This is a genomic window from Spirillospora sp. NPDC048824, assembly GCF_043198455.1.
Classification (GTDB): domain Bacteria; phylum Actinomycetota; class Actinomycetes; order Streptosporangiales; family Streptosporangiaceae; genus Spirillospora.
This window is the reverse complement of sequence record NZ_JBICUS010000031.1, coordinates 1-21,138: the sequence shown is the minus strand read 5'-3', so window position 1 is coordinate 21,138 and position 21,138 is coordinate 1. Positions and strand designations below refer to the sequence as shown.

The following is a 21,138-nucleotide window of genomic DNA, read 5'->3' as shown; positions in this document are numbered from 1 at the left end:
CGATGGCCTATCTGCCCCGAGCGGGCGCCGTCGCTGCGGCTCGTCGCCGACCGGCCGCGGTAGAGGACATGGCACGGCGAGGCCCGGGTAGGGCGGACGCATGCGCTACACCGTCGTCGTCATCACCCGGAACCGGCGGGCCTCGCTGCTGGCCGTTCTCGGCCGCCTGCGGGCCCTGCCGGAAGGTGCACCCGTCATTGTCGTCGACAACGCCTCCCGCGACGGTACCCCGGACGCGGTCGCGGCCAGGTTCCCGGAGGTGCGGCTGATTCGATCTCGCGAGAATCTCGGTGCTGTCGCGCGCAACCTGGCGGTGGACCACGTCCGTACCCCGTACGTGGTGTTCTGCGACGACGACACCTGGTGGGAACCGGTCGCCCCGGGCCGCGCGGCGGCGCTGCTGGACGCGCACCCGCGGCTGGCCGTGGTCACTGGGCGGATCCTGGTGGAGCCCGGCGGGCGTGAGGACCCGATCGTCGCCGAACTGCGGGACTCACCTGTCCCCGGCCCCGGCTGGCTGCCCGGCCCCGCGCTCGGCTCGTTTCTGGCAGGCGCGTCCATGATCCGCGCTGTGGCGTTCCGCGCGGCCGGCGGGTTCTCGCCCCGCTTGTGGCTGGGCGGCGAGGAGGAGTTACTCAGCGCCGACCTGATGACCCTCGGCTGGTACCTGTGCTATACCGAGGACGTCGTCGTGCACCATGAGCCGTCGCCGCTCCGGGAGGTGCACGTGCGGCGGCGCCACGGCATCCGCAACACGCTGTGGTTTACCTGGCTGCGCCGCCCGCTGCCGGCCGCCGCGCGCCGCACCGCCGGGCTGCTGCGCACGCTGCCCCGCGATCGCGTCACCGCCGCCGCCCTCGCCGAGGCCGTGGCGGGGCTTGGCTGGGTCGTGCGGGAGCGCCGCTCGCTGCCCCGCGACGTCGAAGATCGCCTGCGCACCCTGGAGACCTCCCAGCGGACGTCCATGGCCCGCCGCTACGTGAGCTGATCGGCTCCGGGGAGGAACAGCCAGATGACCGACACCCCCTCTGGATCCGGAAATCACTCCGGATCCGGCACCCGCTCCGAGACCGGCACCGCCCGCTCGGAACGCGTGCGGAGACCCGAGACGTCCGGCGTCACGATCGTCGTCGCGACCCGCGACCGCGCCCCAGAGCTGCGCCGCAGCCTGGTCCGGCACGCCGCCCCGGTGATCGTCGTCGACAACGCGTCCGCCGACGGCACCGCCGCCGTCGCCGCGGCCGCCGACACCCGTGTGTTGCGGCTGCCGGGCAACTTCGGCGCCGCCGCACGCAACGTCGGCGCGATCGAGGCCGGAACCCGCTACGTCGCGTTCGCCGACGACGACTCCTGGTGGGCGCCCGGTGCCCTCGCACGGGCTGTCGAGATCCTCGACGCGCACCCCCGCATGGCGCTCCTCGCCGCCCGCGTGCTGGTCGGCGAGGAGGAACGGCTCGAGCCGGTGTCGGACCAGATGGCCGCCGCGCCCCTCGGCCGTCCGGACGGCCACCCGGGGCCGGCGATCCTTGGCTTCCTGGCCTGCTCGGTCATCGTGCGACGGGACGCATTCTTCGACGTCGGCGGCTTCTCGAATGTCCTGCACTTCGCCGGCGAGGAGGAACTGCTCGCCCTGGATGTGGCCGCCGCGGGTTGGGGCATGGCCTACGTGCCCGAGCTCGTCGTGCACCACCACCCGTCGCGGACGGGCCGCGACCCGGTCGGGCGCCGCCGCCGGGAGATCCGCAACCGGCTCCTCACGATGTGGCTGCGGCGCCCGCTGCCGGTGCTGGCCCGCGCCGTCGCGTCCGCGCTGCGCACCCCGGACGGCCGCGCCGGGCTCGCTGCTGCCGCCCGGGTCCTGCCTCGCGTGCTGCGCGACCGCCGACCCGTTCCGCCCGCGGTCGAGGCCGACCGCGCCCGCCTCGAGGGCTATTGACTCCCGGCGGCCGCGCAGTGCCGGCCTCGCCGGGGCACCTGGATGGCTGCGAAGATCGGTTCAGTCGGTGGACAGGGCTTGGAGCAAGTCACCGACCTGAGGCTCGGGCAACGATCGCGCGACATCGGCCTGCGCGACGATCCCGACGAGACGGCGCCCGTCGATCACCGGGAGACGGCGGACCTTGTGGTCGGTCATGGTCTCCATGATCTCTTGGGCGTTATCGTCGGCGCCGATCGTCACGGCCTCTCCCTGAGCCAGTTCCCCGGCCCTGGTCGCCTCGGCATCCTTACCGACGCCCAGCACCTTCACCACGATGTCGCGGTCGGTGATCATCCCCTTGAGGCGGTCGTCGTTCCCGCAGATCGGCAGTGCGCCCACGTCCAGCTCGGTCATCTTCTTCGCCGCCTCGAGCACAGTGGCGTCCTCACCGATGCAGTCGGCGCCCGGCGTCATGATCTCTCGTGCAGTGGCCATGCTCGTCCTCTCCCAAAGTTGAAGTACCGCAGCCGCTACCCCCAGGAGTGCCTTCCATGCGCGTCCGGAAGGCACCGACACCGCACGTGAGGTACCGCGTCGCCGGACAGCAGATGGGGTCGGCTTGGAAGTCGGACTGCATCTCAACCTCAACGCCTCCGATCCAGTCCGAGCTGCTCGCTGCTGAGCATCCACAGGCCGGCCCTGTATGCCGGCAGCCGCGCCCGCCGCCCCAAGGCCTGGGGTTCCGCTAGGCCCAGCACGTCATCGCTCTGCGCGTCCCCAACGAGAACGACGCGCTCGCTGTCCAGGCCGTCGGCGGGCGCAGGGCAGACCCGAACGACCAGTCGGGACCGTCCTCGAACGCGGCCAGTACTCTAGTGACCGCCGGTACCAACCATTTGCGGCTTTGGGGACGGCACCGATGCTGACCGCGAGAACGGACGCCACAGTTCGTCTTGTTCTAAAGACGGGCGCAGACTGGGTGCTGCGGCTGGCTCGTTGATCACTCCCTGTAGGTGTCAGGAGCGACGAGCTCGTAACAATCAGCCGCGCGGTGGGACGGGTTTGGTGCCCCAATTTGCGTTTCGTCCACAGGACGTCTCCGTCAACATCCATCGCTCGTGAGATGTGTCTCGCGCTGCGTGTCGAGCCGCCCGCCGATTCGCTTCCCCTGTCAGCGGATCACCTGGCGGTTGATGTGGGACTGTGAGAGGAGAGCGGTGATCTTGTCGATCTTGTCGTCCCGCACCGTGAGCCTGACCAGTCGCCGAGCGAGGGTGACGTGACACCGGAGTGATCATCCTCGCCGAAAGGGCTACCACGGAGCTGAGCGTCGCCTTAGCCTTCGGCGAGCAGGCCGCCGCGCAGTTTGTCGAGAGTGGCGCGGAGCAGCCGCGAGACGTGCATCTGGGACAGGCCGATCTGCTCGGCGATCTGCGTCTGCGTCTTGTTGCCGAAGAACCGCAACAGCAGGATCGTCCGCTCCCGCTCGGGAAGGTCGTCGATCAGCGGGGCGAGGGCGTGGCCGTCGATGAAGGCGTCCAGCGCGGGGTCGTCCGATCCGAGGTACTCGCCGACGGTGCCGTTGTCGCCGCTCTGCGAGCCGTCGGCGGGAGCCTCCAGGGACAGCGGGCGGTAGGCGTCGCAGGCGACGATGACCTCGACGGTCTCCTCCTCGGTGATGTCCATGAGCTTCGAGATCTCCCCCGTGGTGGGGGAGCGGCCCTTCTCGCGGGTGAACTCCTGCGTGGTGCGCTGGAGCACCGGGCGCAGTTCCTGGATGCGGCGCGACACGCGGATGCCCCAGGTCTTGTCGCGGAAGTGCCGCTTCACCTCCCCGGTCACCACCGGGTAGGCGTAGGTGACGAACCGGTCGCCGATCCCGGGGTCGAACCGGTTGATGGCCTTGACCAGCCCCAGGTAGGCCACCTGCTGGAGGTCGTCGATGGGTTCGCCGCGGTTGGCGTACCGGCGCGCGACACCGCGGACCAGCGGGGCGTGCATGTCGACGATGCGCGCCCGCAGCCGTTCCCGCCGGGGATCGTCCTGCCCGAGCCCGTTCATCTCCGCCAGCAGGATCTCGGTCTGCCCATCGTCGAGCCGAGTGGAGGATTGCGCCGTCGTCATGCGGGTCGTCTCCTTTGCGGACGAGACCGGCGGGAGGAGGGGAACGATCGCTCGGTGGCGTCCCTACCCGGACATAAAGCGATCACACGGGCGATCTCCGTGCGTGGCCCGGAATCGACGTGGCGCGACGGGGAACAGCCCTTCCATGTCGCTGGATGTGATCACGACACTTGATCAGCTGGCCGAGCTGCTGGAAGGCCGCCCGTGCCTGTTCGTGCGCTGGTCGGCCGATCCGGAGGCCGACCAGTCCCGCCCGCACAGCGCGGACGGCCTGACCGGCGCCGAATTGCCGGGCCTGTCCGCCAATCCGCTCGCCGTGGAGGCGTGGTGGGGCACCCGGTCGCTGGTCCTGTGGGTGGCGCGGCGTCTGCACGATTACTCGCACCTGGAGAGGGCCCGCGCCCAAGGTGCGCGGCCCTGGGTACTTGAGGGCGAGGAGGTGGGCCGTGGGCCCGACAACGAGCCCATCGTGGCCCGTCCCGCCGCCGTCGCTCTGATCGACAAGCAGGTCCTCGACCAGGCCGAGAGGCTGCTGAAGCAAGACGCGAACGCCGAGTGGGGGCCGCTTGGCCGCGAAGGAGGTTGACCAGCGGGACCATCAGGTCGTCGGCCTCAAGAGCGAGGGTTTCGCCGACGCATATAGTCAGGCCGACACCGCCGTGTCCGAACCCGAGACGGTGCCCGGAACGGCAGCAGCCCTGCGCCTACCAGCGAGGCGTCCGCGAAGCGCCGTCCGCCAGCGCCGGTGAATCGGTTCTCGGCGCCGGCGGACGTGGTCGCCCCGCCGAAGGTGATCAGGCGACGGGGCGGCGTTCCCTCAGGGTCCATTGGCTTCCGCTGCATCCTCGTGGAAGCGGTGGAAGTGGATGGTCCGCCACGTCGGTGCTCCAGCGGTGGGAATTGGGACAGTCGCATTCGTAGAAGCCACTTTCCGGTGCACGTTCTCCGGGCTTGAAGCTGTCTCCGATATCAGTCATGCCAGCGCCTCTACCCGCGGCTTCCTCGCCGTAACAAACTCGCCCGGCCGACCGCAGCCGCCGCCGGTTAAGCCCGCCGCCGGTGAGCCGGCCAACCTAACTGCATAGATACGTTGCGCGTCAGCGTCTTGGTGATCGCCTGGCTGACTCCGCCTGGGCCCGTCGTATTCCCGGTCGGGTATCGCCTGAAGCGCTTGCAAGGTGCCCTCTTCGGCGCCGTGCCGCTGCGCGTACTTGACGAGGTCGTCCTTGGACACCGGATAGCCCATCCCCGGCCAGGGACTTCTGCACTTCGATGAACGACGGGTTGTCCGCCATGGCCTCCTCCCCCGAGTAGTGCTTGCGTCCTTGGTGTCGTAACCTCTAGGTCGCCGAACGAATCCGTGTCTTCAGGAGGCGAGTGGGACTCGTTCGCTCGGGTACCAGGCGCCCTGTCAGTCGATCACCGCAAGCCAACGCCCGCCAGGCCACGGGGCGGTACGCGGTGTTCTCCTGGCTCGAGCGCAGACACCAGAGGGAGAGGTCCCATGGGCGACGAGAAGCGCGATGTGGTCGAGGTTCTCAAGCACGATCACCGCGAAGTCGAGGACATGTTCGACGAACTGGCGGCCACGACGGACGCGGACGAGCGGCGGCGAATCATCGATGACGTCACCATCGAACTGGTCCGGCACTCGATCGCCGAGGAAGCCTACCTGTACCCCGCAGTCCGCAAAGTCGTGCCGGACGGCGAACAGATCGCCGACAGGGAGATCTCCGAGCACGCCGAAGTGGAGCGGATTCTCAAGGAACTCGAAAAGGTCGACGCCGCACACCAAAGCTTCAATACGCTGGTCAACCGGCTCATCGAGGATGTATCCGCCCACGTCGAGGATGAGGAGGGCAACCTGTTCCCCAAGCTCGCCGAGCACGCCGACGCCGACCAACTGCTGGAACTGGGTGACAAAGTCCAGTCCGCCAAGCGTGTGGCGCCCACCCGCCCGCACCCCTCGGCGCCCAACAAGCCGCCGCTGAACAAGTTGCTGGCCCCCGGTGCCGGACTTGTCGACCGGGTCCGCGACCGCGTGAGCGGCCGTGGCAGCGACTGACTCCCTGCCATGGCTTCCAGTTCGTGCAGACCCGCCCTGACGCGGAACCGACGTGGCGCCTCCTTCGGGGGTGCGGCGTCCGTACGCACATGCCTGTGCCCGAACCTTCAGGCGTAAGCCTGCCAAGCGCTCCCAGCTCGGTACTGCCGGAAGGGAGCTGGGCGTAAGAGCAGGGGCGGCGGGTATCGCTGAGGGACCTGACCAGGGCCTACCGAGTTGCGGAACCGAGTATGGCCGTTGAGTATCAGGATCTGCTGGAGTCGGTCTCGGAGAAGACCCGGACTCAGGGGTTGCGCGAGCGGCGGCGGAGGCGACCGTGACCGCACTGGCCCGCACGCTTGGCGAACCCGACCGGGACCGCCTCATGGACGCGATACCAGGTCAACTCAAGGGACGTCCTCCAGTCGAAGAGCAGATGCGCAAGGACGACGAGGCGGATTTCGTCCGCGCCGTCTCGCTGCTGGCGCATCGGCCACCTGACGAGGCACGACTTCGGGCGCGGGCGGTCCTCGCCGCGCTGGCCGAACAGGAACCCGACCTGATCGCGGAGCTGGACGTGCCCGAACAGCTCCGCGAGATGTTCGCTCCTCCCGGGGCGGGCGGCGGTGTCACCGGCTCCGCCGGACAGGAGGCGCCGCTTACCCCCGAGGAGGTGGACGCCGCACTGGGTCCCCTCCCGGACTGGTCGGGCGATACCGGCGAGCTCCGGCGTACCCTCGTACTCCCATCCGGCAACCTCGACCGGGTGCTGCGCAGAATCGACCCGCTCCGCGAGGAGATGGGCCGCGGACCCGAAGTGCGCCGCAGCGCCGACGGCATCCAACTGGCCATGCGCACGGTGTCAGCGGATGCCGTCACGGCTCTGGATGTCGAACTCGCCTCCCGGCTGGACGACGCCATCGACGAAGCGGGCGCCCAAATGGGTTCCTGAGCCGGCGGCGTGGGACCGGACACGAGGTGGCGTCGCCGGCGTGACGCATGATCTGGAGAACGCCACGACGGGCCGGACGAACTGAGCTCCCCTGAGCTCCTGGCCAGCGGGACGCTGTTCGCGCACGGCAGCGCAAGCCACCCGGCCGGCATCCTCCAGATCATCGTGGGCCCGCCCGCATGCCTCGAGCGTGACGATGGGGTCAGTACGGAGTACCCGAACCTGCCCTCGATAGCAGCAAGTCGGAGACAGACGAAGCCGATGACCCGCCGCACCTGTCGGACGCACGACCGGACGGTTTCGCAGGCCTGCTGCCAGGCGCTTCGGCGGAGTGAGCGGGCGGGCCGTGCCTGGCGCGTTTCATCCCGATACGCCGCACACGTGAATATTCATGGCATGTGGGTATCGGCTCCTCCAAAGCACATGGCTCGTCGCACGAGGAGTAGGAAATGCCGAAGACCACCGGCAAGGGCAAGGCCAAGAAGGAAGAGTTGCCTGACACCATCAAGCGCTCGGACGCCAAGGCGCAACGTACTTACGCCAAGGCTCACGACTCGGCCGTTAAGGAGTACGGGGAAGGGCAGCGGGCGCACCGCGTCGCCTACGCCGCCCTCAAGCACACCCACGAGAGGGTCGGCGACCATTGGGAGCCGAAGTCCGGTGGCGCGAAGGGGCCGTCCGACAAACAGGCCGAAGGAGGTCGTGAAACCTCGCGCAAGACTGCGGCCGGCGTGGACGCCAACGCCTCGAAGAAGCACCTGTACGATGTCGCCAAGCGGCTGGGCATCTCGGGTCGATCCACCATGAAGAAGGGGGAACTCGTCAAGGCCATCGAGAAGGCCAATAGCCGCAAGACCGCCAATTCCAGGTCGTAAGGAAAGTAACAGCCAACAGCCTTTCGTTGAAGTCTAGACATTCACTGAGGTGATCTCAGCGAATCACCGGGCGTAGCCGTGTTCGAAATGGGTGAGGACGAGTGCGGCTTTGGCGATGTCGGCGATTCTGCTGGGGCTGGCGGTGATGTGCTGCAGGATGCGCCAGCGTTGGGTGAGCAGGGCGAAGCCGCGTTCGGCCAGGCATCGCAGGCCGCTCAGCAGCGCGTTGTAGGTGCGGGCGTCGGCGTCCAGGACCTGGCCGCCGGAGGGGTGCTTGGCCAGGGTGAACACCCCGATGCCCGCGCCCTCGTACCCCAGGTCGGCCAGGGTGGGCAGGTCATCGGCCGCCGCGGCGTACAGCGCGCCCAGCACGTGGGTGCGGGCGGCGGTCAGGTCGTGCACCGAGCCCGGCTCGACGTCGGAAACCCATAGGGGAAGCCCGCAGGGCGCCGACATCGCCTGTATATTGCCGCCGTGGTGGTGCGCCTTTCCCGAATACCAGGCGTCGATCATCTCGCCTTTGACGCTTTGGGTCTGCTGACGGCAGCGGTCGGACCCGATGATGGTGCCGTCCAGTTGCACATGCGGCAATCCGTCGTCTTTGGCCCGCTGCAGCGCGGTGTGCAGGTCGGGGGCCTGGGCGGCGAGCACCTCGATCGCCTCGCCGATGTAGCGGTAGGCCGTCGCCCGCGATATCCGGTGGTCACGGCCGAGGGCGGCGGGGTCGGTGCGGTCCCGGAACCACCGCAGCACCAGCACCGCCTCCCAGAAGCAGGTCAGCGCCCTGCTGCCCTTGGGCGTGCGCCGGTACCGGCGTTCGGCGGCAAGCAGCCCGGACACATGCAGAACCAGTTCCCGCGAGACATCGAGCGTGGCACGATAGCTGATCACGTGGAGCCTTCCGGTAGCGGACGAGATCTTGTGGTGAGACCTCTTCTACCGGGGGCTCCACGCCCTTTCCGGGCGCCGCCTGATCGTCCGCGTGTCCGCCCTCGAAGGCTCGTTCGTGACAGGGAAAGCATTCTTGTCCGGATCAATTTCGCTGAGATCACCTCACTGCTGCAACGCATTTCCCGGTGACGGAAGTCCGGGCCGCGAACAATGCAGACCAACGGTGTCAGCATAAATGTCAGCGACACCTTTGGCGCCTGCTCAAATGTCGCGTAGAGCCCTTATCTATCGAGGGCCCTGATTGGTGACATGGTCTCACCCCCAGGGCCTCGTCGACCACGCCGCATAGAAGGTGGACCGCAGCGAGTTGGATCTCCTGGACGGTGGCGGAGGGCTGCACAGGTGATCGCGTCGTCGCACGCGCTGGCGTGGGCGTTGGGCCCCGGTCCGGGGACGGCCCACGCGGCGATGCCGAGCTGGCGGGCGCGGTGCGTCGCGGCGACCACGATCGGGTTGCGGCCACTGACCGACAGGCGCATCAGCACGTTGCCGGGCCTTCGTGCGCTTGCACCTGCTGCGCGAGCACGTTGACCGGGCCGAAGTCGTTGTCGATCGTGGTCAGTCCGTGCTCGCGCTGGACGCGGCAGGGGCCCCACTATTCGCGGATGCTGTCGGCAGGAAGATCCTTCCGCTCGGGAGGCGCGGCGTAGGAAGGAAGACCTCGCTTCTGCGCGGGTCCGAGACCAGGTCGCCGGTCGGCTTCTCCGCTGGTCAGCCGAGCCTCATTCCATACAGTAGTGATTTCCGCATGGCCTCAGGGGGAAGCGCCGCTGTTGCCAGATCACCGGGCCTCGGGGATCGCTCACTGCGAAGGTGATCCGGCATCCCCGAACCTCCCTCCCTTGAGGAGACGCGACCACGACCAGTCAGTCGTGTTTGCGGCCGGGAAGGTTCTCGTACATCTCCGTGAGCTTCTGCCGGAAGCCGCGCTCGGCGATGCCGACCTTCTGCGGGTCCCGGACGCCGGCCTTGAGGGTCTTCTTGGCCTGTTCCTTCATGATGTGCGGCGGGATCGGCGCGATCTCGTTGTCCACCACGAATTCCAGCACGACAGGCCGATCGCTGGCGAGGGCGTCCTGCCAGGCCTTGGTGACCTTCTTGGGGTCGTCGCAGTAAATGCCCTTCAGGCCGCACAGTTCGGCGTACTTCGCGTACGGGAAGTCCGGGATGGACTGCGATCCCTCGTACTTCGGGTCACCGCCCATCGCCCGCTGCTCCCAAGTGACCTGGTTGAGGTCCTGGTTGTTGAAGACACAGAAGACCAGCGGCGGCGAGCCGCCCATCCGGTCGGCGTACCGCTTCACCGTGAGCATCTCGTTCATGCCGTTCATCTGGAACGCGCCGTCCCCGACGAAGGCGATGACCGGACGGTCCGGGAAGGCGAACCGCGCGGCGATCGCGTACGGGACGCCCGGCCCCATCGTCGCGAGCGTCCCCGACAGCGACGCCTTCATGCCCTCGCGGATCTTGAGGTGCCGGGCCCACCAGTTGGTTCCCGAACCGGAGTCGGCGGTGAGGATGCACTCATCGGGAAGCAGCGGCGACAGTTCATGGGCCACCGCCTGCGGGTTGATCTTCCCGTCGAACGTCTGCCCGGCTCGCTTCTCCAGCACCGTGTCCCAGGTGCGGACGTTCTCCTCGATCTGCTCGCGCCAGGACCGGTCCTGTTTGCGGCGCAGCAGCGGGATCAGCTGCTGGAGGGTCTCCTTGGCGTCGCCGACGACGTGCGCGTCCATCGGGTACCGGATGCCGATCATGCGGCCGTCGATGTCGATCTCGACCCCGCGGCAGCTGCCCTCGTCCGGCAGCCATTCCGCGTAGGGGAAGCTGCTGCCGATCATGAAGAGGGTGTCACAGTTCATGATCATCTCGTCGCTGGCCTTCGAGCCGAGCAGCCCGACGGGGCCGGTGACGAACGGCAGGTCGTCGGGCAGGACCTCGCGGCCGAGCAGCGCCTTGGCGACCCCGGCGCCGAGCAGTTCTGCGGCCTCGACGACCTCCTCGCCGGCTTGGGCCGCGCCCTGCCCGATGAGCATTGCGACCTTCTCGCCCTGGTTGAGGATGTCGGCGGCTTTGCGCAGCTCTTCCTGGTTGGGCAGGACCCGGGGTTGGCTCCAGCCGACGCTGGAGTACACCGAGCCGTGCTCCTTCGGCGGCGACGGCATCGCCTCCGTCTCCTGGACGTCCTCGGGAATGATGATCGTCGCGACGCTCCGGGTGGTCAGCGCCGTCTTGAACGCCCGGTCGATCACATGCCGCATCTGCCCGGGGTGCATGACGATCTGGCAGTACTCGGAAACGTCGGAGAACAGGTCCTCGAGGTTCACTTCCTGCTGGTAGTGGGTGCCCTGCGCGAGTCGCTTCTGCTGCCCGACGATCGCGACGACCGGCTGGTGGTCCAGCTTCGCGTCGTACAGGCCGTTCAGCAGGTGGATCGCACCGGGCCCGGACGTGGCCGCGCAGACGCCGACCTCGCCGGTGAACTTCGCGTGGGCGCAGGCCATGAACGCCGCCATCTCCTCGTGGCGCGTCTGGATGAACTCCGGACGCCCCTTGGCGCGGTCGAAGGCACCCAGCATGCCGTTGATGCCGTCACCCGGATATCCGTAGACGCGCTTGATGCCCCACTCCGTGAGGCGCTGGAGGACGTAGTCGGCTACTTGCTGGGCCATGATCTTCAACTCTCCCGGTGGTCGTCGACTACTCGGTGCCCGTGTCAAACCCCCGGGTCCCCGGGGAGCGGGCGACCAAACCAGCTGGAGGGAGCCCCGCCACCGTTTCAGAGCTTCCACCAGAGGTAGTAAGACGCGCGTCGCCGAGCGAAGGAGGCGTGAATGACCGGGGGGAACGGCATCGGGGACGGGCCGGCCGGAGGCGACGCCGTCCCCGTGGCGGACGTGCGGGTGCACGCGTTCACGGTGCCGACCGACGGTCCGGACGGGGTCGAGGAGGACGGCACGCTGCGCTGGGACTCCACCACGATGGTGCTTGTCGAGGCGGACGCGGGCGGGCGGACCGGCATCGGCTACACCTACGGCGACGTCTCGCTCGCGCCCTTCATCGAGTCGAAGCTCGCGCCAGTCGTCCGGGATCGGGTAGCGTTCGCGCCCGCCGCCGCGTGGCACGCCATGTTCGCGGCGATCCGCAACGCGGGGCGTCCCGGGCCCGGCGCCATGGCCGTGTCGGCGGTGGACGCCGCGCTGTGGGACCTGAAGGCGCGGTTGCTCGGCCTGCCGCTGTACCGGGTGCTGCCGACGTTCCACGACGTGGTCCCCGTCTACGGCAGCGGCGGCTTCACGAACTACCCGCTCGACCGGCTCGCCCGCCAACTGGGCGACTGGGCGGAGCGCGGCATCCCCCGGGTGAAGCTGAAGATCTCCCGTGAACCGGGCCGCGACCCCGAGCGGCTCACGGCCGTCCGGGAGGCGATCGGACCGGGCGCCGAGCTGTTCACCGACGCCAACGGGGCCCTGACCCGCAAGGACGCCCTGTCCTGGGCGCATCGCCTGGCGGGGGAGTGGGACGTGCGGTGGTTCGAGGAGCCGGTGAGCAGCGACGACCTCGCCGGCCTGCGGCTGCTCCGCGACCGGGGCCCGGGAGGGCTGGAGGTCGCGGCCGGCGAGTACGGGTTCGGTCTCGGCGACTTCACCGGGCTGCTGGACGGCGCGGTCGACTGCCTGCAGGCCGACGCGACCCGCTGCGGCGGCGTCACCGGCGTCCTGCAGGTCGCCGGGCTCGCGGCGGCGCACCGCGTGGACCTGTCCGCGCACTGCGCCCCGGCGCTGTCGGCGCACGCGTTCTGCGCCGTCGAGCGGCTCCGCCACTTGGAGTACTTCCACGACCACGTCCGCGTCGAGGACATCGTGTTCGACGGGACGCTCAGCCCGGCGGGCGGCTCGCTGCGCCCGGCCCCGGACCGCCCGGGCATCGGTTTGGAGGTGAGGTGGGCGGACGCCGAGCGGTACCGGGTGTACGGCGCCCGCCGCTCCTGCACGACGTGACCGGCCTGTCCATACAGATGCGATCCGGAGGAGTGCGCGAATGGCGCCGAAGACTCAGCAGGTTCCGGGCAAGAGCGCCCCGTCGATGTCGGGACCGCCGCGAGGCAGGACGACGATCGCCGTCGGGCGCCTGGCGAAGGCCCTCGCCAAGGCCGTCGAGGGCGAGGTGCGCTTCGACGACGGGTCCCGCGCCCTGTACGCCAACGACGCGTCGAACTTCCGCCAGGTGCCGATCGGTGTCGTGATCCCGAAGACGCTCGACGACGTCGTCGCGGTGCACCGGATCTGCCGCGGGTTCGGCGCGCCGATCCTCAACCGCGGCGGCGGGACGAGCCTGTCGGGGGAGACGGTCAACTACGCGGTGGTCATCGACCACTCGAAGTACCTCAATGGGATCGGCGAGGTCGACCCCGAGGCCCGGACCGTCACCTGCGAGACCGGGGTGATCAACGAGGAGCTGAACCGCCACACCGGGAGGTGGAACCTGGTGTTCGGCCCCGACCCCTCCTCCCACTCGCGCTGCGTCATCGGCGGCAACATCGGCAACAATTCGTGCGGTATCCACTCGGTGCAGTCGCAGCTGTACGGGCCGGGGCCGCGCACGTCCGACAACCTGCACGCGATGGAGATCGTCACCTACGGCGGCGACCGCTTCTGGGTGGGGGCGAACGAGGAGGAGCGGCTCGACGAGATCATCGCTGCCGGGGGCCGCAAGGGCGAGATCTACGCGGCGCTGCGCGACCTGCGCGACCGGTACGCCGACGCGATCCGCGCAGGGTACCCGTCGGTCGCGCAGATGCCGCGCCGCGTGTCGGGCTTCAACCTGGACGAGCTGCTCCCGGAGAACGGCTTCAACGTCGCCCGCGCGCTCGCCGGCACCGAGAGCACCTGCGTCACCGTGCTGCAGGCCGTCCTGCTCCTGACGCCCGCGATGCTGCAGCGCACGCTCGTCGTAGTCGAGTACGACGAACTGTCCGACGCCGCCGAGCACTGCGAAGAGATCATCGAGAAGTTCCGGCCGGTCGGTTTGGAGGCTCTCGACCGCCAGCTCATCGATGACCAGCAGCTTCAGCACAAGAACGTCTCCGACATCCGGGAGCTGCCCCGGCGAAGCGGCGGCGCATGGCTGCTGGTCCAGTTCGGTGCCGACACCGAGGAGGAGTCGGTCGGGACGGCCGAGGCGTTCGTCCGCTGGCTGACACGGGAGCGTGAGTACGCACCGGACCGGGTGAAACTAGTCAGGAGCACGCAGGAGGGCGGGCACAGCGGCGAATTGTGGGCGATCCGCGAGGCGGGCCTGGGTGCAACGGCGTTCCCGCCCGGCCAGGACCACTGGCCCGGCTGGGAGGACTCGGCCGTCCCGCCGTCCCGCATCGGCGACTACGTCCGCGCGCTGCGCCGCGTCATGGACCGGCACGGCATCACCGGTGCCATGTACGGGCACTTCGGGCAGGGCTGCATCCACTCCCGGATGAGCTTCGACCTGCGCACCGCCGGGGGACTGGCGACCTACCGGGCCTTCATGACCGACGCCGCCGACCTCGTCGTGTCGTTCGGCGGCTCGCTGTCGGGGGAGCACGGCGACGGGCAGCAGCGCGGCGAACTGCTGGAACGCCAGTACGGCCCCGAGCTGGTGCGGGCGATGCGCGAGTTCAAGCGCATCTGGGACCCGGACGGCAAGATGAGCCCCGGCAAGGTCGTCGATGCGTACCGGATGGACGAGAACCTGCGGCTCGGCACCGACCACAACCCCCCGCGCCCAGAGGTGAAGTTCGCCTACAAAGAGGACGACGGCGACTTCGCCCACGCCACGCTGCGCTGCGTCGGCATCGGTGAATGCCGCGTCCCGCAGGCGACCAACACCATGTGCCCCAGCTACCAGGTGACCCGCGAGGAGAAGCACACCACGCGCGGCCGGGCCCGGCTGCTGTTCGAGATGCTGCAGGGCGAGGCCATAACCGACGGCTGGCAGTCCAAGGAGGTCGCCGAGTCGCTCGACCTCTGTCTGGCCTGCAAGGGCTGCACCAACGACTGCCCGGTCAACGTCGACATTCCGACGTACAAAGCGGAGTTCCTGCACCACCACTACAAGTCGGCGCGACGGTGGCGTCCCCGGTACGCCTACGCATTCGGGTTCATCGACCAGGCCGCCCGGCTGGCGTCTCGGATGCCGGAGATCGCCAACGTCGCGACCCACACGCCGGGCCTGACGCGGCTGGCGAAGTTGGTCGCCGGGATCAACCGGCGCCGCCCCCTGCCCCGTTTCGCACCGATGACGCTTCAGAAGTGGTTCGAAGAGCGCGGCGGCAGCGTCAATCCGCACGGGCGACCGGTCGTGCTGTTCCCCGACACCTTCAACAATTACTTCCACACCAACGTCGGCGTGGCGTGCGTCGAGGCGATCGAGGCCGCCGGCTGGCAGGTCCTCATGCCGGAGAGCCACGTGTGCTGCGGCCGCCCCCTGTACGACTACGGCTTCCTCGACACGGCTGAACGCTACCTGCACAACGTGCTGGATGTGCTACGCCCGCACGTCCGCGCCGGCACGCCCGTGGTCGGGATGGAACCGAGCTGTCTCGCCGTCTTCAAGGACGAGCTGACCAAGCTCCTCCCTCACGACGACGACGCCGCCCGGCTCGCTCGCAACTCCCATCATTTCGCCGAGTTCTTTGACCGCTACGACATCGCACTGCCAAGGCTCCTCGGAGCCGGCAAGGCGCTGCTGTGGGGCCACTGCCACCAGCGCGCGACCGGCGGCATGGACAACGACACCAAGCTCCTGGAACAGATGGGCCTGGACACCGCCCCCCTCAAGGGCGGCTGCTGCGGCCTCGCCGGATCCTGGGGTTTCGAGAATGGCAAGTACGACATCTCGATGGACTGCGGTGAGCAGGCGCTCCTGCCCGCCGTCCGCCACGCCGACCAGACGGCGGCGATCGTGGCCAACGGCTTTTCCTGCAAGACGCAGATCAAGGACGCCGAAACCGGACGCCAAGCTCTCCACATCGCCCAGCTCATCCAACTGGCCCGCAGGCAGGAGGGCCACCCGGTTACCGGACGACCGGAAAACGCCGGACATCCCGGCAAGCCCGCACCGCCGCTCCCGCACCGTGTAACCCGCATCGCAACCACCTTCGGGGCCGCAGCCGGCGCCGCCGTTCTCGGCGCCGCCGCAACCCGCGCGGTGTACCGGAAGCTGCGCCCTCGCCCCACCACCGCATTCCCAGGACAGATCGTCTCCAGTCTCAGAATCGACGTTCCATCCAAAGGGATCAAGATCTCGAAAAAACGCTCCAAACGTCACGGCACCCGCCAACGACGAAAGTGATCATCCCCGCCCTGCACGAGCCGGCCCCTCCTCCCAACTCAGCCCCCGGACGAACCGCCACCGCTCGAACCGCCTAAGGTGCCCCGGCGTAGGACCTGGTGGTCGACTCGGCGCGGCCACGCGCGAACCGCAGACGCCGCAGAAAATGATCAACAGGCGGGACCCGAAGCAGCGTCGGACCCATGCAGAGTCCACGTGCTCGACGGCATAGCGTTTGCCGATTAGTTCCCGAAGAGTAGAACCGTACTGATTGCGCATCCAACGATCGGCACAGATGAAACTCACTTAGCCCTCAGGGTCGAGCATGCGGAGGGAACGTTCGATGAACCCCACATAGATGTCACCACGCCACGCATCGTTGACTACATTCGGCGATACCCAGCCGCAACATCTTCAGGCAGGCGCTCGACTCGCCCGCCCACCAGCAGGGCCACCATGGTCTCGGTCTTGCCCGTCCCCCGTCGGCATGACCACCGTGGCGGGCTGGGGCCGTCTTGACGCCCAGTGCCCCAGAACAGCGTGTACAGCTCCAAGCTGCGCCTCGCGCAAGCCAGCCAGGCCCCGCTGCGAGTCCTCCTGGCGGAACCGGAAGGCTTCATCGAACGAGGCAAGGACGTGAGAGGGATCCACATGTTCGGCAGCGGCATCCGGAGCTACGAGGCGCCACGCTATGTTGCCCTCGACAGCGCAATGCTTGGACCGCCGGGTGGGCAGATCTACTCCCATGATGCCTCACACGCACTAGATGGCCCAAGAAGCCAACCCAAGATCACGCATAGAGTACTTTACCAGCAGCCACCTCTTGTTCCTCGGATGTTTGACCTGATCCTCTTGTGTCGCGTCGCTGATCTTGGAGAAGTTGAAGGCGAGGGCTGCGCGTCGCGTGAGAGGAGTTCGTCCCTCTGAGGGCGGCTATCCGCTGTCGTCGAAGTAAGCACGAGGATGTCGGCCTGTGCGCTCGTCTGTTACCGGGGTCGTGTCAGCCGGGAACGGCGGCACGTGGGGCCAGGAGGCGCTCACGCACTCCGGTTCAGATGTGCGATGACCTTCTCTTCGGAGATGCGCCCTATTGGAGTAACAGAGTCCGGGAGAAGTGTCGCCCGTCCGGGTCGTATTACCAGTGGAATAGCCCGCGTGGTGTCGACGGCCAGCACGCGCGAGCCATGAACAGAGTAGTAAATATCGGGAAATGTTCTTGGGGTCTCTTGAGTGTGAGGAAATGATGGCTCCTTGGGCATGGTCCTAGCGTTTGCTGGATGCGTTCGCTCTCATTGCTGGATATTGAAACCGAAAGGTGTTTCCGGCATGAGGAGATGCGGATCATGGCTGCGAGGCGGCCGAACGCGTCCGGGGAAGCAGGTCGGGACGTGGGCGCGGACTCCCTCCTGGCGTGGGCCGAGCGGTCGGGGAAGCGCCGGGTGGCGCAGCCGCAGAAGGGCGGGTTGCGGTTCGCCTTCTACGGGCGGGTGTCGACCGAGGACCACCAGGATCCGGTGACGTCGCGGGCGCGGCAGCGTGATCAGGCCGCGGCGCTGGTCGGTGGGCATGGGCGGATTGTGGCGGAGTATTTCGATGTCGGGTATAGCCGGGTGTTGCCGTGGGCGCGGCGGCCTGAGGCTGCGGCGTTGCTGGTGGCGATGGCCGATCCGGATCGCGGGTTCGATGCGATCGTGGTGGGGGAGTACGAGCGGGCGTTCTACGGCAACCAGTTCTCTCTGATGGCGCCGCTGTTCGAGCATTACGGTGTGCAACTGTGGATGCCCGAGACCGGCGGCCCCATCGACTTCACCGCCGAAGCGCACGAGCAGTTGATGTTCAACCTCGGTATCCAGTCCAAGCGGGAGATCACCCGGACCAGGATCCGGGTCACCACCGCGATGGCCGCTCAGGCCCGTGAACAGGGCCGGTACCTGGGAGGGCGGCCGCCATACGGGTATCGGCTCGTAGACGCGGGCCCGCACCCGAATCGGGCCCACGCGGCCTGGGGCCGGCGGGCCCGTCGGCTGGAGCCCGACCAGCAGACCGCGCCGATCGTGGAGTGGATCTTCGCGCAGCGGCTGGCCGGGCACAGCATGGCCCGCATCACTCGGGCGCTCAACGACATGCACATTCCCTGCCCGTCCGCGGCCGATCCGCGGCGCAACGCTCATCGGTCCAAACGGGCGTGGAAGCTGACCACGGTGCGGACGATCCTGGCCAATCCGCGCTACACCGGGCGGCAGGTGTGGAACCGGCAGCCGAGCGAGCACGATCTGATCGATCCGTCCAACACCGGGCTGGGGCATCGGCAGGTGCAGCGGTGGAACCTGCCCGACGGCTGGGTCATCTCCGCCCGCTCCGCGCACCCGGCTCTGGTCAGCGAGGCCGACTTCATCGCCGTCCAGGGCATCCAGATCCCGCCCGGCGCCACCGCCCGCCCGGACCGCTGTTACCTGCTGGCGGGGCTGCTGCGGTGCGGGATCTGCGGGCGGCGGCTGGAATCGTGCTGGGCCAACAACCGGTCGGCGTATCGGTGCCGGCACGGCCACACCAGCGCGTCGCGCTCCGATCCGGATCGGCCCAAGAACCTCTACGTCCGCGAGGACCACATCCTGCCCCACCTGCCGACGCTGCACGTTCTCCTGACCGGACCGTCAGCCACCGCACCGGACGGCGTGTCCCCTGACCCCAGGGAGATCATCGACCACCTGCGCACCTGCAAGATCACTCTCACCTACGAGCCCGAGACCCGCACCTTGCGGGCCGCCACTCCGAAGGAGGTGAGGGTCACCATCGACCACCGACGCTGACACCGCGGCGCCGGGTGGCGTCGCATACTCCGCCTTGGCATACGGATTGCGGCTCGTGTGCTCACGGCATTCACAGCCGGAAGGAGGTGATCAAACAGCGAAAGGCCGACCCTCTCGGGCGTAAACCAAACACCGAGAGGCACTCCAGGATGCCTGGAAACGCCTGGTTATGTACAAATAGTGTGTCCGAGACCATAATTCTACCACTCGGCCATGTCCCTCTCAATGTAAACGCCCTGGTCGACGAGGGGGAGGGCTGAGCGGCCATGGCGAAGACCGAGCCTTCTCCCGCAGATCGAGTGATCCGGTGGGCCTCCACACTCAGCGTCATCGTGCTGGCTGGGATCGCCGCGGTGATCAGCTATAAACACATGTACGAGCTTGTGCTTCGCTACGGCGAGACGTCCTGGACGGCGGCGTAGCTGCCGGTCAGTGTGGACGGGATGATCGTGGTGGCCTCGATGTCGCTGCTGGTCGACTCCCGCCAAGGCCGCCGCAGCGGTCTGCTGCCATGGACGCTGCTGGTACTGGGCAGCGCCGCCAGCCTGGCCGCCAACGTCGCGGTCGCCGAGCCTTCGGTGGTCGGTCGGCTGATCGCGGCGTGGCCTAGCTGTGCGCTGATCGGGGCGTATGAGCTCCTGATGCGCCAAGTACGGCACGGTTCGCAGCCAAGGCTCGCGAACGCTTCATACGAAGCTGTGAAGAGGCTCGATGGTTCAGATGGGTCTCATACGCGCCCTCATATGAGCCTGATCAGGAGGGACGTGGCTTCTTACGAAGCTCCTACGACTTGGGATAACCCGTCGAACGGCTCCTACGACGTTCAGACGAACCGCGCTCAGACCGACAGTGTGGAGGAGGAGCTCATACAGAATGCAGATGAGGCCCAAGCAGGTGATGGCGGGGGAGTGGGTCGGGCTCGTCCGCGGCGCGGCCGACCGGCATCGGGGCTGCAACGCCAGGCATGGCAATGGGCCCTCGCCCACCGCACCCCGGCCGGGGATCTTCCCTCAGGGAAGGCCATTGCGGAGCGGTTCGGACGCCGCGAACGGTGGGGACGCCTGGTCAAACAGGCCGGAGCAGCCGGACGTCTGGACCCCGCCACCACATAGCTGAGTCCGGTCGACTCGCATCTCGTTGTCGGGATTCGAGGTCTCGGCTCGCAGAACACTCACACATGCCGATGACCGGTTGTTCCTCTACATACGGCTCGTCCCTGTTAGCGCTGGACAGTCGTTGTCCTCCCGACCTGCCGACGATCGTCGCTGACTCTGACACTCTTACCGCCGCTGCTCGCTCGTTAGCTGCTCAAGCCAGCAGACTTAGAACCGCTACTCCACCCTCGGCCACCACTCTCTGCGCCCGATTAAGACAGCCAGGTGAGTGGGATGAGTTTCGTGCCGTCGCGCCAGTTGTGGACGACTGATTCGCGGAACCAGGTATCGGGGAGGTTTGCGTGGTCGCAGACGATGATCTGGAAGTCGGGTGCGAGTTCGGCGACGACGTCGTGCAGGAGCTTGAACATGCGTAGTACCGCCCCGCGGTCGGTGTCGTCTTCAGGAATGCCGCTTTGCAGGGACACCTCCGAGGGGTAGTGGGCCTGGGTGGGCTGGTCGAGGATCAGGAAGCGAGGGACGGGCCTGTCCTGGTGGGTGAAGTAGCGGTGAAGAGCCAGGTGGGTCGCCAAGTGGTAGCCGATCCAGTTGGCGGCGCTTCCGATCCGCTCCAGGCGGATGGGGCCGCGTTCGGTGTCGGTGACCACAGTGAGGCGCGCGAGGTCCAGGCGGACGCTGCCCTGGCTGTGTTCGAGCTCCAACCGGTCGGCGTAGGCGGTCATGTCCTTGCCGACGAGCAGGAGTCGTGAGGTCAGTTGCTCGCGGGCGTCGTCGCCGCTCAGCTCTGTCTCCAGCGCCGCCACCGTCGCTGCGGCGCCGGCTGCCGCGTCCCGCAGGCGCTGAAGTTCGGTCTCGTCGGTGGAGCCGACACGCGACAGGATCGCGTCGATCCTTCCGCGGGTGAAATCCCGTCCGTCGGCGTCGGTGAGCTCGTTGATTCGCACTGCGGTAGGTGTCAAGTCAAATGAGACAGGGGTCAGTGATCGTTAGGCAGCGTCTTCCCCCTGGTCAACGCCGGTCTGGACGACGATGTCCTTGTCG

The 21,138-nt window shown here is 68.0% G+C and carries 17 protein-coding genes and 1 pseudogene; 12 read left to right on the top strand and 6 right to left on the bottom strand.

Translation table 11 applies throughout. From position 1 onward, the window contains the following. Positions 1-100 precede the first annotated feature (100 nt). Together ACGFIS_RS35505 and ACGFIS_RS35500 are read left to right on the top strand one after the other, a co-directional pair. Positions 101-988: a glycosyltransferase family 2 protein gene (locus ACGFIS_RS35505; RefSeq protein ID WP_392913157.1), complete on the top strand. Its 888-nt coding sequence runs from the start codon at positions 101-103 to the stop codon at positions 986-988. Positions 989-1,012: 24 nt separating this feature from the next. Beyond that, positions 1,013-1,936 (top strand): glycosyltransferase family 2 protein, encoded by a 924-nt coding sequence (locus tag ACGFIS_RS35500; protein ID WP_392913155.1) that lies wholly within the window; start codon positions 1,013-1,015, stop codon positions 1,934-1,936. Positions 1,937-1,996: 60 nt separating this feature from the next. Here the strand turns inward: ACGFIS_RS35500 and ACGFIS_RS35495 are convergent, their stop codons facing one another. Both ACGFIS_RS35495 and ACGFIS_RS35490 read right to left on the bottom strand, forming a co-directional pair. Continuing rightward, complete coding sequence (locus tag ACGFIS_RS35495; RefSeq protein ID WP_392913153.1) at positions 1,997-2,392, bottom strand: CBS domain-containing protein; 396 nt, start codon at positions 2,390-2,392, stop codon at positions 1,997-1,999. Positions 2,393-3,253: 861 nt separating this feature from the next. Further along, on the bottom strand, positions 3,254-4,042 hold the full coding sequence (locus ACGFIS_RS35490) for a SigB/SigF/SigG family RNA polymerase sigma factor (RefSeq protein WP_392913151.1): 789 nt from the start codon (positions 4,040-4,042) through the stop codon (positions 3,254-3,256). 145 nt (positions 4,043-4,187) lie between these two features. Here ACGFIS_RS35490 and ACGFIS_RS35485 point away from each other — a divergent pair, with 145 nt between their 5' ends. After that, on the top strand, positions 4,188-4,628 hold the full coding sequence (locus tag ACGFIS_RS35485; protein WP_392913149.1) for a DUF6098 family protein: 441 nt from the start codon (positions 4,188-4,190) through the stop codon (positions 4,626-4,628). A 387-nt stretch (positions 4,629-5,015) separates the two neighbouring features. Here the strand turns inward: ACGFIS_RS35485 and ACGFIS_RS35480 are convergent, their stop codons facing one another. Further along, positions 5,016-5,288, bottom strand: a complete 273-nt coding sequence (locus ACGFIS_RS35480; protein ID WP_392913147.1) for a DUF2795 domain-containing protein — start codon at positions 5,286-5,288, stop codon at positions 5,016-5,018. Between the two features lie 258 nt (positions 5,289-5,546). Here ACGFIS_RS35480 and ACGFIS_RS35475 point away from each other — a divergent pair, with 258 nt between their 5' ends. From ACGFIS_RS35475 to ACGFIS_RS35460, 4 genes and pseudogenes are all read left to right on the top strand, one after another. Beyond that, positions 5,547-6,107, top strand: a complete 561-nt coding sequence (locus ACGFIS_RS35475; RefSeq protein WP_392913146.1) for a hemerythrin domain-containing protein — start codon at positions 5,547-5,549, stop codon at positions 6,105-6,107. Positions 6,108-6,396: 289 nt separating this feature from the next. After that, a pseudogene (locus ACGFIS_RS35470) lies at positions 6,397-6,651 on the top strand (DUF2267 domain-containing protein); the annotation flags it as partial. A gap of 33 nt (positions 6,652-6,684) precedes the next feature. After that, positions 6,685-7,038, top strand: a complete 354-nt coding sequence (locus ACGFIS_RS35465) for a 4a-hydroxytetrahydrobiopterin dehydratase (RefSeq protein ID WP_392913212.1) — start codon at positions 6,685-6,687, stop codon at positions 7,036-7,038. A gap of 449 nt (positions 7,039-7,487) precedes the next feature. After that, the gene (locus ACGFIS_RS35460; protein WP_392913145.1) at positions 7,488-7,913 is read left to right on the top strand and encodes a ChaB family protein; all 426 of its coding nucleotides are present in this window, start codon (positions 7,488-7,490) and stop codon (positions 7,911-7,913) included. A 63-nt stretch (positions 7,914-7,976) separates the two neighbouring features. Here the strand turns inward: ACGFIS_RS35460 and ACGFIS_RS35455 are convergent, their stop codons facing one another. Beyond that, positions 7,977-8,804, bottom strand: coding sequence for a transposase family protein (locus ACGFIS_RS35455; protein WP_392913144.1), 828 nt, complete (start codon positions 8,802-8,804; stop codon positions 7,977-7,979). Positions 8,805-9,730: 926 nt separating this feature from the next. After that, positions 9,731-11,536, bottom strand: coding sequence for a thiamine pyrophosphate-requiring protein (locus ACGFIS_RS35450; protein WP_392913143.1), 1,806 nt, complete (start codon positions 11,534-11,536; stop codon positions 9,731-9,733). Between the two features lie 162 nt (positions 11,537-11,698). Between ACGFIS_RS35450 and ACGFIS_RS35445 the strand changes: the two genes are divergently transcribed. The 5 genes from ACGFIS_RS35445 to ACGFIS_RS35425 all read left to right on the top strand — a co-directional run bounded on the left by ACGFIS_RS35445 (position 11,699) and on the right by ACGFIS_RS35425 (position 20,094). Then, positions 11,699-12,865, top strand: a complete 1,167-nt coding sequence (locus ACGFIS_RS35445) for an enolase C-terminal domain-like protein (protein WP_392913142.1) — start codon at positions 11,699-11,701, stop codon at positions 12,863-12,865. Between the two features lie 40 nt (positions 12,866-12,905). After that, positions 12,906-16,193, top strand: coding sequence for an FAD-binding and (Fe-S)-binding domain-containing protein (locus ACGFIS_RS35440; RefSeq protein ID WP_392913141.1), 3,288 nt, complete (start codon positions 12,906-12,908; stop codon positions 16,191-16,193). A 1,322-nt stretch (positions 16,194-17,515) separates the two neighbouring features. Beyond that, on the top strand, positions 17,516-18,982 hold the full coding sequence (locus ACGFIS_RS35435) for a recombinase family protein (RefSeq protein WP_392913140.1): 1,467 nt from the start codon (positions 17,516-17,518) through the stop codon (positions 18,980-18,982). 266 nt (positions 18,983-19,248) lie between these two features. Continuing rightward, the gene (locus ACGFIS_RS35430) at positions 19,249-19,404 is read left to right on the top strand and encodes a hypothetical protein (RefSeq protein ID WP_392913139.1); all 156 of its coding nucleotides are present in this window, start codon (positions 19,249-19,251) and stop codon (positions 19,402-19,404) included. 21 nt (positions 19,405-19,425) lie between these two features. Beyond that, positions 19,426-20,094 carry a hypothetical protein gene (locus tag ACGFIS_RS35425; protein ID WP_392913138.1) on the top strand — a complete coding sequence of 223 codons (669 nt, stop codon included), beginning with the start codon at positions 19,426-19,428 and terminating at the stop codon, positions 20,092-20,094. A gap of 254 nt (positions 20,095-20,348) precedes the next feature. On the opposite strand, the gene ACGFIS_RS35420 is transcribed toward ACGFIS_RS35425, so the two are convergent. Further along, entirely contained in the window at positions 20,349-21,041 is a 693-nt protein-coding gene (locus ACGFIS_RS35420; protein WP_392973818.1) for a DUF3732 domain-containing protein, read from the bottom strand. Between the last annotated feature and the right edge of the window lie 97 nt (positions 21,042-21,138).